The 13,315-nt window shown below is 61.7% G+C and carries 11 protein-coding genes; 10 read left to right on the top strand and 1 reads right to left on the bottom strand.

What is annotated here, in order from left to right; translation table 11 throughout:
- Positions 1 to 324: aldehyde dehydrogenase family protein (locus QRN42_RS17450; protein WP_284980374.1), on the top strand; the 324-nt coding region annotated here is incomplete at its 5' end.
- Here the strand turns inward: QRN42_RS17450 and QRN42_RS17445 are convergent.
- The gene (locus QRN42_RS17445; protein WP_284980373.1) at positions 304 to 507 is read right to left on the bottom strand and encodes a hypothetical protein; all 204 of its coding nucleotides are present in this window, start codon (positions 505 to 507) and stop codon (positions 304 to 306) included. The genes QRN42_RS17450 and QRN42_RS17445 overlap by 21 nt on opposite strands.
- Positions 508 to 818: 311 nt before the next feature.
- Between QRN42_RS17445 and QRN42_RS17440 the strand changes: the two genes are divergently transcribed.
- The 9 genes from QRN42_RS17440 (at position 819) to QRN42_RS17400 (ending at position 13,077) form a co-directional block, all read left to right on the top strand.
- Entirely contained in the window at positions 819 to 1,967 is a 1,149-nt protein-coding gene (locus QRN42_RS17440; RefSeq protein ID WP_284976731.1) for a glutathione-independent formaldehyde dehydrogenase, read from the top strand.
- 1,451 nt (positions 1,968 to 3,418) lie between these two features.
- Complete coding sequence (locus QRN42_RS17435) at positions 3,419 to 4,927, top strand: glycoside hydrolase family 32 protein (RefSeq protein WP_284980372.1); 1,509 nt, start codon at positions 3,419 to 3,421, stop codon at positions 4,925 to 4,927.
- Positions 4,927 to 5,925 (top strand): aldo/keto reductase family protein, encoded by a 999-nt coding sequence (locus QRN42_RS17430; protein ID WP_284980371.1) that lies wholly within the window; start codon positions 4,927 to 4,929, stop codon positions 5,923 to 5,925. Before QRN42_RS17435 ends, QRN42_RS17430 begins: the two co-directional genes overlap by 1 nt.
- 256 nt (positions 5,926 to 6,181) lie before the next feature.
- Positions 6,182 to 7,252 carry a LacI family DNA-binding transcriptional regulator gene (locus tag QRN42_RS17425; RefSeq protein WP_284980370.1) on the top strand — a complete coding sequence of 357 codons (1,071 nt, stop codon included), beginning with the start codon at positions 6,182 to 6,184 and terminating at the stop codon, positions 7,250 to 7,252.
- A gap of 78 nt (positions 7,253 to 7,330) precedes the next feature.
- Positions 7,331 to 9,007 (top strand): ABC transporter substrate-binding protein, encoded by a 1,677-nt coding sequence (locus QRN42_RS17420; protein ID WP_284980369.1) that lies wholly within the window; start codon positions 7,331 to 7,333, stop codon positions 9,005 to 9,007.
- Between the two features lie 124 nt (positions 9,008 to 9,131).
- On the top strand, positions 9,132 to 10,109 hold the full coding sequence (locus QRN42_RS17415; RefSeq protein WP_284976832.1) for an ABC transporter permease: 978 nt from the start codon (positions 9,132 to 9,134) through the stop codon (positions 10,107 to 10,109).
- Positions 10,110 to 10,118: 9 nt separating this feature from the next.
- Positions 10,119 to 11,045 (top strand): ABC transporter permease, encoded by a 927-nt coding sequence (locus tag QRN42_RS17410; protein WP_284980368.1) that lies wholly within the window; start codon positions 10,119 to 10,121, stop codon positions 11,043 to 11,045.
- Positions 11,042 to 11,995 (top strand): ABC transporter ATP-binding protein, encoded by a 954-nt coding sequence (locus QRN42_RS17405; protein ID WP_284980367.1) that lies wholly within the window; start codon positions 11,042 to 11,044, stop codon positions 11,993 to 11,995. Before QRN42_RS17410 ends, QRN42_RS17405 begins: the two co-directional genes overlap by 4 nt.
- Entirely contained in the window at positions 11,992 to 13,077 is a 1,086-nt protein-coding gene (locus QRN42_RS17400) for an ATP-binding cassette domain-containing protein (protein ID WP_284980366.1), read from the top strand. The genes QRN42_RS17405 and QRN42_RS17400 overlap by 4 nt, the downstream gene beginning before the upstream one ends.
- Positions 13,078 to 13,315 lie beyond the last annotated feature (238 nt).

Here is a 13,315-nt window from a genome sequence, read left to right as displayed (position 1 = left end):
GCCGCGATCCTGGGCCAGGAGATATTCGGCCCGGTCGCCCCCGTCACCACCTTCACCACCGAAGAAGACGCCATCCGTCTCGCCAACGCATCCGAGTACGGGCTCGCGTCCTACCTCTACAGCCGCGACTTCAACCGCCTCCTGCGGGTCGCGGAGCAAATCGAGTTCGGAATGGTCGGCTTCAACGCCGGCGTCATCTCCAACGCCGCAGCACCCTTCGGCGGGGTCAAGCAATCAGGCCTCGGCCGCGAAGGCGGCACCGAAGGCATCGCCGAATACACAACCACCCAATACATCGGCATCTCAGACCCATACGCGCAGTAGCGGCGCGACACTGGCCCAACCCCAAACGGTGGACCCCGGATAACCGGGGTCCATCAGCACCGTCTGGCCCATCCCGACTTCGGCGCGAACGACTTGTTCGCCGTCGCCGTCTGTCCTGCGCACCACTTCGAAGCCAATCCCGGTCATCCAACCAAGGGCTGCAGCATCAACTCGACCGGGCACTTTCCGACGCTTTCGGCTAACCCCTCGACATCTATGCTAAGTGTGCTTACTATTGGGGCTCAACGAGTTTCTCGTTCGCGTACAGACCCACCAGCTACGGTTTCCCGTCAAGCCCCGGGTCTGAAATCCTCCGCCTCCCAACACTTCCGGGAGTGCCTACAGAACCCTTGTTCCCCGTGTACCCGACCGCCCAAGCCAGGCGTTTCAGCGCCCCGGCGTCTTTCCGGCGCCTACTTCCAGCGCTTTGTAACGCCTCGGGGCGTTTGCTCCTGCATGGCCTGATCGGCATGGGATATAGAAAAGAGCGGAAAATGAAGGCAGTAGTTTACAAAGGACCGAAAGACGTCAGCGTCGAGGACGTACCGGATGCCAAAATTGAGCACCCCGCCGATGTGCTGGTGCGAATCACTTCGGCAAATATCTGCGGTTCAGACCTGCACATGTACGAGGGCCGCACCAGCTTCGAAACCGGACGCTCCTTCGGGCACGAGAACCTCGGTGAAGTCGTCGAGACCGGCTCCGGGGTGAGCAAAGTAAAAGTTGGCGACCGTGTTGTGCTGCCGTTCAACATAGCCTGCGGATTCTGTAAAAACTGCGAACGGGGTTTCACCAATTACTGCCTGACCATGCAGCCAGAGCCCAAGCTCGCCGGCGCAGCTTACGGGTTTGCGGACATGGGTCCGTATCAGGGAGGGCAGGCGGAGTACCTGCGCGTGCCCTACGGTGACTTCAATTGCCTCCGCCTGGGCGAGGACTCCGTGGAGAAGGAACTCGACTACGTAATGCTCGCCGATATTTTCCCCACAGGCTGGCATGCCACCGAGCTGGCCGGGGTATACCCGGGCGACTCTGTCGTTATCTACGGCGCAGGACCGGTCGGGCTCATGGCCGCGTACTCGGCCATTATTAAAGGCGCCGGAAAAGTCATGGTGGTGGACCGCCAAAGCGACCGTTTGGAGCTCGCGGAACAAATCGGCGCGATCCCGGTGGATGACTCAAAGGTAGACCCTGTCGAGTTCGTCAAGGACCAGACCATGGGGTTCGGGGCTGACCGGGGTTGTGAATGCGTTGGCTACCAGGCGCACGACCCGAGCGGAAACGAACAGCCCAACGTCACCCTGAACCGCCTTGTGGACTCTGTCCGGTTCGTCGGTGGCCTGGGCGTCGTTGGCGTGTTCCTGCCGCAGGACCCCGGGGCTCCCGACAAACTGGCACAGCAAGGCCAGGTTGCTTTCGACTACGGAAACTACTGGTTTAAGGGACAAACGATGGGGTCGGGGCAATGCCCAGTCAAGAAATACAACCGTGCCCTGCGCGACCTGATCGCCGGCGGTAAGGCCAGCCCATCCTTCATCGTCAGCCACGAACTGCCGCTGGACCAGGCTCCCGAGGGCTACCGGAACTTCGATAACCGTGAAGACGGCTGGACCAAAGTGGTCCTGCATCCGGCCGGCGCCTGAGCAGGCCCGGACAGGAGGTTTTTGAGGTCGAGACGAGCAATCTTGTCCTTCGCCGCTCACGTCGCTTGTGTCTCTGGGCGCGTGGGATGCAACCCCCTCACGTGAGTGGTTTCACCTCCAGCCCGAGCAGACCGATTCGGAGCCGCACGAGTCTTACAACCATGTAGCGCAACCGGGTGCTTTCATGCCCGCAGCCATCGAGTTGTGAGACAGAGGTTTGGCCCTACTATGCGAGGAGCTTGCATAGTAAGGCCAATCCCCAAGTCGACGTCTTATGCCCCCCAAAACGGCGTCAGGTTGGGCTCATTTCACAGAAATCTTGCGGTCACTCCAGAGTTAAGTGCCCACAGTGGGCACACCCGTTCTGACCCGACAGAAAGCAGCTTCGGCGCCGGCGTGGGAACCGAAAACTTCCTGGCCTGTACCTGCAGAACGGAAAGCCTCCCCGGTCATGTCGTACTAATTCCCCCGCCCATGAACAGCCGCAGCCCGACTCAGACCTACTGAACAGAAGAAGGAACAGCATGAGCCCAGTTTCAGCGACAGCGGCGCGCACACCAGCCTGCCACTGAAACTGCTCCCCCCACCTAAACTGATCAGGCCGTACCCGGAGGCTAGGCACCAGCTCGGGCTCCCAATCAGAGGCACCTGTCAAGCGTTGTCGACGCGCTAAAGCAAAACCCTCTCCGCAGAGGGGGTCTTTCTGTGCCCGAGGCGGGACTCGACCGGGATTCCAGGCCTTGAGAACACTGGAAAATCGCGGACAGGCCCGGAATCCAGCCCAGTCCCGCACCGAACCGGACAGCCGACTCCAAGAAAGCGCTTCAGCAGCTCGGTGTCATGCTCACCACAAATGCAGGGCATTAAGTGAGCTCACGCTGGCCCACGTGGCGCTGAAGACCCAACTCAGGCCCCCTGCAACAAAAGCGGAGACTTGGCCGTATGTTCCGACACCGAGCCTGAACCGTCCGCCGCCCCGTGCTTTGCGACTTATGTGGCTACAGGACGGCTGCAAACGGCAGCACGTCCACAGCCTGCCGAAGTCCGATGTCGGCGTTCCAGCTGAAGGCAGCACAGGCGCCGGCCCGCTCGTCCTGCGCGACAGGGGCCATACGGAAGACCGGATGCTTCCGGCCCCCGCTTGGGAGTCCGGCTCAAAAACTTCTACTGCAACGGCTTTGCACAATGCGCTCGTGACCTCGACCTAAAAACCCTTTGACACCGAAAAGGTAACGCGAGTAACCTAGATCACGCAGCTCAAGTAACGCGGGTTACTAGAATGGTCCACGAATCCTTCCGTGAGGTGCGTCCAATGCTGATGAACCCATGAGCTATTGATCCCTGAAACACCCACGCGGCGCAGCCTGCCTGAGTCCGGGCTACTCCTTCACGCCAACGCATGCCTCCTCCACGGGTCCGCGGACCTCACGTACGGCCATGAAACGAGAACAATGAACAGTGTCACTTCCACCCTTGAGGCCTTCAGGCCGGCCATGCACTTTGCCGCACGGAACACTTGGCTTAACGATCCGAACGGACTGGTCTTCCACGAGGGCGTCTACCATCTCTACTACCAGAACAACCCCTTCGGAAACGTCCACAGCAACATGTCCTGGGGCCATGCCACCTCCACCGACCTCGTTAGCTGGAAAGAACAACCAGTAGCAATCCCCTGCGATGAGACCGAGGAGATATTCTCGGGCAGCGTCGTGGTGGACACCGACAACACCAGCGGATTCGGCGCAGACGGGAAAGCTCCTTTGGTGGCCATCTACACGAGCGCGTACAAACCGGGTTCCCTGCATGAAGGCACGCAGGCCCAGTCCATCGCCTGGAGCACCGACGGCGGTTACACCTGGTCCAAGTACGCTGACAACCCTGTCCTAACAAGAAATTCCCCGGAATTCCGGGATCCCAAGGTCTTTCGCTACAACGGCCCGGCAGGCAGCTACTGGGTCATGGTGGCAGTCGAAGCACACGACTTCACTGTCCTGCTCTATCGCTCGGCGGACCTCAAGAACTGGGAATACCTCAGCACTTTCGGCCCTGCCAACGGCACCGGTGGAATCTGGGAATGCCCGGACCTCTTTGAGCTGCCGCTGGACGGTGATGCCGCGGCCATGAAATGGGTCCTAACGGTAAACATGAACCCCGGGGGCCCGAACGGCGGGTCGGCCGGGCAGTACTTTGTGGGAACCTTCGACGGCGTCACCTTCAGCTCTGAGACCAGCCTCACCGAAGGAATGCAGGACGCCGAACGCGTAACTGACTACCAGTGGCTGGACTGGGGGCGTGACTACTATGCCGCCGTCTCGTTCAGCAATGTCCCGGACGGCCGGAGGCTGATGATTGGTTGGATGAACAACTGGCAGTACGCCAACCACATACCGACCTCGCCCTGGCGCAGCCCCATGAGCTTGGTCCGGGATGTGTCCCTCGTTTCCGTGAACGGACAACCCCGGCTCGCGCAGCAAGCCGTGCCGGAACTGAGAGCAACTTCGCAACCCGGTCGCGTGACGAGGATGACCGTAGACGGGCCCGTACCGGTTGAGGGCGGTGCGGCAGTTCAGCTTATTGACATCGCATTCACGCCCGGTGACGCCGAGGAATTCGGTCTTGTTGTCAGGGGGTCAGCGGACGGCACGGTTGGGACACGGGTCGGGATCCGCCCCGGCAGCGGAGAACTGATCGTGGACCGCACCAACTCCGGCGACACCGGTTTCCACGAAGCCTTTTCCTCCACCAGCCGCGCCCCGATTACCACAGGACCGGACAGCAGCTACACCCTGCAGATCTTCGTTGATCACTGTTCGGTGGAAGTCTTCGCCAACGCCGGGCTCGTTACCGTGACCGAACTGATTTTCCCGGATCCTGCCCAAACATCCCTCACCCTCTACTCCAACGGCGGGACGGCCAACGCTGCATTCCAACTTATCGACTTGGGAAAGGACAAGCCCTGATGGAACACCGCAAGCTGGGCTCCTCCGGCCTGTACATCAGCGAAATCGCCTACGGAAACTGGTTCACCCACGGTGAGCAGATCGACCAGGCCGCAGCTACGCAATGCGTCAAACAGGCACTGGATTTAGGTATCACCACCTTCGACACCGCCGATGCGTATGCCGGAACCCGTGCCGAAGAAGCCTTGGGCGAGGCGCTCAAAGGAACACGCCGTGAAAGCGTCGAGATTTTCACCAAGGCTTTCTTCCCTACCGGGAAGGGCCGGAACGATCGCGGCCTGTCCCGCAAACACCTCATGGAATCCATCAACTCATCGCTGCGTCGGCTCCAAACCGACTACGTCGATCTCTACCAGGCCCACAGGTACGACTACGAGACCCCGCTGGAAGAGACCATGCAGGCCTTCGCCGATATCGTCAGGGCGGGAAAAGCGCATTACATCGGGGTGTCAGAGTGGAGGACGGAGGAGATCCGGTCCGGCGTTGCCCTTGCCAAGGAACTTGGCGTCCGGCTCATCTCCAACCAGCCACAGTATTCCATGCTCTGGCGCGTCATCGAACAGGAGATCGTTCCCCTGAGTGAGGAATTGGGCATCGGCCAGATCTGCTGGTCTCCACTTGCCCAGGGAGTCCTCACAGGAAAGTACGCCCCCGGAGCGGCGGCTCCGCCAGGCTCGCGCTTCCGGGGCAAGGACGGCGAGCTCAAGAGTAACAACCGCTTTCTCAGCGAGGACATCCTCGCCCGCGTCCAGAAACTGAAGCCCCTGGCCGAAGAGACCGGACTGTCCATGGCGGCCTTCGCCGTAGCCTGGGTCCTGCAAAACCCCAACGTCTCAGCGGCCATTGTCGGAGCATCCCGGCCCGACCAGCTCGTCGACAACGTCCAGGCCGCAGGAGTTAAGCTCGACCCTGAACTGCTCCAGAGAATCGATGACATCCTCGGCCCCGTCGTCGAAAGAGACCCGGACAAAGTCGAATCCTTCAAGAACCGTCCCTGAACCGCGCTGGGAGCCCTGCGGGGGCAGAGCTGGGGGTTCAGGCTTAACCCCCTGTCCAGGCCGCTGCCCAGCACACCGCACGCAATCCGAACTCGCCGCATGACCCTAAAGATCTTATTGACACCCGGAAGTAACGCGGGTAACTTGGATCACACCCCCGGGAGTAACGCGAGTTACTTCGACAAACGAAACCGGACCGGCTTTCTCCCCGTAGTTCCGGCAACACCAAGCTCAACGCAGATCACTGGAGCATTCAATGGCGAACACAGCGTCCTCAGATAAACCCGTCACGGCCCGGCAGCGTGGCGTCACGATGAATGACGTTGCCAAGCATGCCGGAGTGTCCCGCACCGCTGTCTCGTTCGTGCTCAGCAACCGCGAAAACGCAAGCATCTCGGAAGAAACGCGCACCCGCATCGCAGAGGCGGTTCAGGCTTTGGGCTACCGCCCGAATGCCGGGGCGAGGGCGTTGGCATCCCAGCGCAGCGACTGGTACGGAATTGTCACTGAGATCGTGACGGCACCCTTCGCCGTGGACATCATCAAAGGCGCCCAGGACCAGGCCTGGATTGACCGCCGATTCCTCCTTATCGCCCCATCGGACCAGGGAGTTGCGGCTGGCCCGAACCAGGGCATGGAAGATGCTGCCGTAGAGAAGCTGCTCGAACAGCGGGTCGAAGGCTTGCTGTACGCCGCAACACACCACCGCGGTGTACTTGTGCCCAGCAGCGCCCACGAAGTGCCAACGGTGCTCATCAACTGTTTCGACCTCGACGGGAAGCTGCCCTCGATCATCCCTGACGAACGGGCCGGCGGACGGGTCGCCGTCGAACGTCTACTGCAAGCAGGCCACACCAAGATCGGTGTGATCAACTTGGACCCGACCATCCCGGCAGCTGTCGGGCGTCTACAGGGCGTCCGGGAGGCCCTGGCCGACGCATGCCTGGAGCTGGATCCCGAGCTGGTGGTGGCCGGGTATGCGACGGCCGACGGCGGTTACGACGCCGCCTGCCAAATCCTTGACCGGTACCCTGTCAAGGACAGGCCCACCGCCCTCTTTTGCCTCAACGACCGGATGGCCATGGGCGCTTATGACGCCATCAAAGAACGTGGCCTGACCATCCCAGGTGACATCGCCGTGATCGGCTTCGACAATCAGGAACTCATCGCGGCCTACCTCAGGCCCAAGCTGACCACGGTTGCGTTGCCGTTCGAAAAGATGGGCGCCCTGGGAGTCCAGACGCTCGCCTCTCTTACAGCAGGACAGCCGATCACTGCCGACCAGCAGTTGGTCGACTGTCCGCTGCTAGAACGCTCTTCGGTCTGACCGCGAAATCAACGTCGAAGAGCAAATCCCCCACCCACCCTTCACCTTGCTGATGAAGACAGGAAGAGATAACCCATCATGACACAAACCAGGTTCCTCAGGTCCGCCCGCATAGCAGCGGCCGGACTGGCAGTAGGCGCGATGCTGCTGACCGGCTGCTCCGCCACCGTCAATAAGTCGGCAGGCACCGACGCCGGAGCTAACGCGAACGCCTTGCTCACCATCCCGCGTGAGGACATGAGCACCTTCGACCGTAACTTCAATCCCTTCGCGCCCACTGTGAACCCCATGGTCCAGCAGGCGATTTACGAACCCCTGCTGGTCTTCAACCCGGCCAAAGGCAACGCCGTCCCCTGGCTGGGCGCCTCCTGGGACGCTGCCAAGGACGGCAAGTCCGTCACCTTCACCCTGCGCCAGGGCGTGAAGTGGTCCGACGGGCAGCCTTTCGTCGCCGACGATGTGGCATACACCTTCCAGCTGCAGAAGAAGCTTAAGGGCGGCTTCGAGTACCTGGATTCCGTCACTCCGGTGGGCTCCGACAAGGTGACATTCACGTTCAACAAGCCCTGGTCCCCCGCGCTCTATGAGATCGGCCAGATCCCCATCCTCCCCAAGCACATCTGGTCATCCATAGCCGATCCGGCGAAGGACACCAACGCCAATCCCGTGGGAACCGGTCCCTACACCCAGGTGGACAGCTTCCAGTCCCAGTCCTTCGTGCTGAAGAAGAACCCGAACTACTGGCAGCCTGACAAGCAGAAAATCGCCGGCATCAAGATGCTGGCGATGTCCGGAAACGATGCCGCCAACTTGGCCAGCGTCAACGGAGATGTGGACTGGTCCACCCAGTTCATCCCGAACATCGAGAAGACCTTCATCGCCAAGGACAAGGACCACCGCCACTTCTGGTTCCCGCCGACGGGCGCCATGATCAACTGGCAGTTGAACACCACCAAGGCGCCGTTCAATGACGCGACAGTGCGCAAGGCACTGAGCATGGCAGTTGACCGTGACCAGGTCACCAAGATCGGCATGAGCGGGTACGCCACTCCGGCCGACTGCTCAGGCCTGTCCGGCAACTACGCGAGCTGGAAGAGCACCGATGTGACGAATAACTGCACTTGGACCAAGCTGAACGTTGACGAAGCCAACAAGATGCTCGACGCCGCAGGCTACCCCAAGGGCGCGGACGGCAAGCGCACCCTCAAGGACGGCAAGCCTTTCGAGTTCAAGATCTCCGTGGGCGCCAGTTCCTCCGATTGGCTCTCTGTGGCCAACGTGATCTCCCAGAACCTCCAGGCCGTCGGCGTCACTGCCAAGGTGGACTCCCCTGACTGGGCCTCCGTCGTCTCCGGCTACGAACAGGGAACGTTCGACACCGGAATAGTTTGGAGCGCCAACGACCCCAGCCCGTTCAAGTACTTCAGCTCCACAATGGGCACCTCTACCGTCAAGCCGGTGGGCGCGAAGGCCACCGAGAACTATCACCGTTTCGGCGATCCAAAGGCCGATGATCTCCTGCAGAAGTTCGCCGCTGCCGGTGACGAAGCCGCACAGAAGCAGATCGCAAACCAGCTTCAAGCAGAATATAACGCGGTGGCCCCGACGGTTCCGCTGTTCTCCGGCCCCGAATGGGGCGACTACACGGACGTTCACTTCACGGGATGGCCCACCCAGGACAACCCCTACGCAACGCTCTCCGACCGCTCCCCCACCACGGTCCTGATCCTGACCACCCTGGAACCTCGCAAGTAGCCCGCACCAGTTCTCGGCCGGTGGCGGCCGTTGCCATTCCGGTTCCCACCGGCCGAGAACGTCTTCACCCTTTCCGCCGGGGCCACTGTCCTCCAGGACCCCGCCTTTCCCGAACGGAGCAACCGTGCGCTTCATTCTGCGCCGCCTGGGTTTCTACCTGATCGCTTTCTGGGCCTCCATCACCCTGAACTTCCTACTCCCGCGTTTCATGCCGGGAGACCCCGTCTCACGCATGTTCGCCCGAACCCAGGGCAAGATGCAGCCCGAACAGATCGAAGCCCTGCGCAAGATGCTCGGCGTGGATACGCGGCCGCTCTGGGAACAGTACGTCGACTACATGCACAACATCCTGACCGGCCAGATGGGTGTCTCCATCTCGCGTTTCCCCACCCCTGTCACCGAGGTCATCGCCAGCCAGATCGGCTGGACCCTGTTGTTGGGTGGAACCGCCCTGGTGTGCGCCGCCGTCGTCGGCAATCTTCTGGGCATCCTGGCCGCCTGGCGACGCGGCGGCGCGATCGACTCGGCCCTGCCCCCGCTCCTGGTCTTCATTGGATCCTTCCCGTACTTCTGGCTGGCCATGGGAGCCCTGTACCTGTTCGGCGTCGTGCTGGGCTGGTTCCCGATCCGCCACGCGTTCACGGATGGACTGGAGCCCGCGTTCACCTCGGAGTTCATCGGCGACGTCGGCGCGCACCTCATCCTCCCGGCGCTGACGATCGTCCTGGTGTCTATCGGTGGCTGGATGCTGGGCATGCGGAACACCATGATCGCGACGAACTCAGAGGACTACATCACCATGGCTGAGGCCAAGGGTCTCCGGCCGGGCCGCATCATGCTCCGTTACGCGGCGAGGAACGCCATGCTCCCATCGGTCACAAGCTTCGGCATGGGACTCGGCTTTGTGGTGGGTGGCGCAATGCTCACCGAGGTGGTGTTCGCGTATCCCGGCGTCGGCTACCAACTCCTCAACGCCGTCCAAGGCCTCGACTACCCGCTTATGCAGGGCCTGTTCCTGACCATCACCGCCGCCGTGCTGCTGGCGAACTTCCTGGTGGACATCCTCTACGTCCGCCTCGACCCGCGCGTGCGCAGCAACTGAGGAGCCATCATGACAACCGCAATTCTCAAGCAGCCCACTGAGCCCACAGCTGCCCGCAGGCCCAACCGCAGTTTCGTCCATGGACTTATCACCAACAAGAAGGCCCTAGTGGGCATGATTGTGATGCTCGTGTTCATCGTCCTTGCCTTGGTGGCCCCCGTACTGTTCCCCGGTGACCCCTCGCGGATCACCGCGATGGCCTCACTGGAACCGTCTCCGGAGCACTGGCTCGGCACCACGGCCAAAGGTCAGGACGTACTTGCCCTGACAGTGCATGGCTCCCGCAGCTCCCTGTTCGTCGGGTTGACTGTGGGCTTCGCGTCCACCTTCATCGGCGTCTTGGTGGGCCTGGCGTCGGCGTACTTCGGCAAGTTCATTGACGAAGCACTATCCCTGGTGACCAATGTCTTCCTGCTCCTGCCCGGACTCCCACTCCTTGTCATCCTGGCAGCTTTCCTGCCGCCAGGTTTGGGAACGGTGATCCTGGTGCTTGTGGTCACCGGTTGGGCCGGCTCGGCACGGGTATTGCGGTCCCAGGCCCTGTCCATCCGCTCAAAGGACTTTGTGGCCGCAGCCGTAGTGTCCGGCGAACGGGCCGGCCGGATCATGTTCCGCGAAATCCTGCCGAACATGGCATCGATAGTCATGGGAACGCTACTCGGCTGCGTCATTTACGGCATCGGCGCCCAGGCCGGCCTGGAGTTCCTGGGCTTGGGCGACGTGAGCACTGTTTCCTGGGGCAACAACCTCTTCTGGGCGGGTAACGAGGGTGCCCTGCTGACCGGCAGCTGGTGGGTCTTTGTTCCCTCGGGTGCGTGCATCGCGTTGGTCGCGTTCGCGTTGGCCCTGATCAACTATGCCGTGGACGAAGTCACCAATCCGCGGCTACGGAAGATCAAAACCCCAAAAAATACCGAAAAGAGCGCCGCCAAGTGACAGTCTCCCAAGTTTCCTTCGGCTCCCACGAGCCCGTCCTCGACGTCAAGAACCTCACTGTCAAGTACATCGGCGACACGCGCTCGACCACCGCCGTCGACCGTGTTTCCTTCAGCATCGGCACCGGTGAGGTGTTCGGACTGGCGGGCGAGTCGGGCTGTGGGAAGTCCACCATCGCCAACTCGATCATGCGCCTTCTCAAGGATCCGGCGAAGATCGCTGGCGGCAGCATCTCCTTCGGCGGCAGGGATGTCCTGGCGATGAGCCCGGACGAGCTGCGGCGCTTCCGCTGGCAGGACGTTGCCATGGTGTTCCAGTCGGCCATGAACTCGCTCAACCCGGTGCTGACCATCGGCGAGCAAATTGTGGATATTTTTACCACGCATGCGGGCTACTCGCGCAAGGAATCGATGCGGCGTGCCGGCGAGTTGCTGGAATTGGTAAGGATCGACCCCGCACGCCTCAAGTCCTACCCACACCAGCTCTCAGGAGGCATGCGACAGCGCGCCGTAATCGCCATGGCCGTAGCGCTCAAGCCATCACTCTTGATTCTCGACGAACCGACCACCGCGCTGGACGTCGTGGTGCAGCAGGAAATCATGGCCCAAATCAAGGAACTCCAACGCGAACTGGGATTCTCCGTCCTCTTCATCACCCATGACATGTCCCTCATGGTGGAACTCTCCCACCGCATGGCCGTGATGTACGGAGGCCGGATCGTGGAGACCGCGAAAGCCCAGGACGTCTACGCCGATCCCCGCCACCCCTACACCCAAGCACTGATGGGCGCGTTCCCGCCGCTCACCGGCCCCCGGATTCCGCTCAAGGGCCTGCCCGAAGGCGTGAAGTTCCAGAACATCCCCGACCTCGAGGAAGTAGCCCCGGACCACTTCGTGGCACCGTTTAATGCCGGCGCCGAAGCCGCCGTTTTTGAAGGAGCAGCACAATGAGCCACGCCGTACACTCCGCGACAAGGCCAAACGTGTCGAGCCAAACCCCCTCCCTTGAGCTGCGCGGCCTGGGTAAGTCGTTCCACATCGGCGGCCTGTTCTCAAGCCAGAAAGTGCGGGCGCTGCACCGCGTCGACCTGACCATCGGCCGCGGAGAAATCGTGGCACTGGTCGGAGAGTCCGGTTCGGGCAAGAGCACCCTGGCCCGCTGCGTGGCCCGGCTTGAGAAGCCCAGCGAAGGCGCCATCCTGCTCGACGGTGTCGACGTCCTCAAACGCGACCGCTTCCAAGCCTCACGCACGTTCCGATCCCAACTGCAGATGGTCTTCCAAGACCCCTTTGGTTCCCTTAACCCCGCACACCGGATCGAGCACTTCCTCCGACGGTCCCTCGTGATCCACGGCAAAAACGGCACAAGCAAACGGGGCTCCGAAGCGCAGACCAGACACCGTCTTGAAGAGCTCATGACTACCGTCGGGCTTCAGGCCGACATGCTCAACTCCTACCCGCACGAGCTTTCGGGCGGCCAGCGTCAACGTGTCGCGATCGCACGTGCCCTCGCCGTCGAACCAGAAGTCATCCTCGCCGACGAACCGACGTCCATGTTGGACGTATCGGTCCGCATCGGAGTACTGAACCTGATGCGGAAACTGCGCGATGAGAAGGGCATCTCCATGCTCTACATCACCCACGACCTGGCCTCGGCCCGATACCTCGCGGACCGAACGGTCGTCATGTTCGCCGGCGAAATCGTGGAAGAAGGCGAATCACTGGACCTGCTGGCCAACCCAGCCCACCCCTACACACAATTGCTGGTCTCGGCCGTTCCGGACCCAGCCCGGGCCGGGTCATACGACCCCGTTCACCGCGCCGCGCTCAGGCAAGCCGTCATTGCTTCCACTACCTGCGCCTTCGAGAACGACCCCGATCAGCGGTGCTCATCCGAGGAACCCGTCCGGCACCAGGTGGGCGACCCCCTCAACCGCCACTGGGTCCGCTGCCATCTCTACCGACCCGGCGTCGGCGCCGGCGGCCACGCACTGGCCACAGAGCCGCTCCCGAAACAGAAACCTGCAGAGTGACATTCCTTTTTCAAGAACAACAACATGCACCCACAGCAGCACTGAAGCTGCCCACCGAAAGGTAACCGATGGAAGACTCTCCCGCCGTCTCCCGGCGTGCCCTGCTGACCGGAAGTGGAGCCGTTGCCGTCACCGGATCGCTCGCTCTTTCAACGTCATTCGCCCAGTCAGCGGCAGCAGCGCCCCCAAGCACGCCCGACACTGCACCGGGCAAGCCTCCCTCAAAAGGACCAACCCG

Origin of the sequence: Arthrobacter sp. fls2-241-R2A-200 (assembly GCF_030209745.1) — a bacterium.
In the GTDB taxonomy this organism is placed as follows: Bacteria; Actinomycetota; Actinomycetes; order Actinomycetales; family Micrococcaceae; genus Arthrobacter.
Note: the sequence above shows the minus strand (reverse complement) of the source record. Positions and strands in the feature narration are given on the sequence as shown.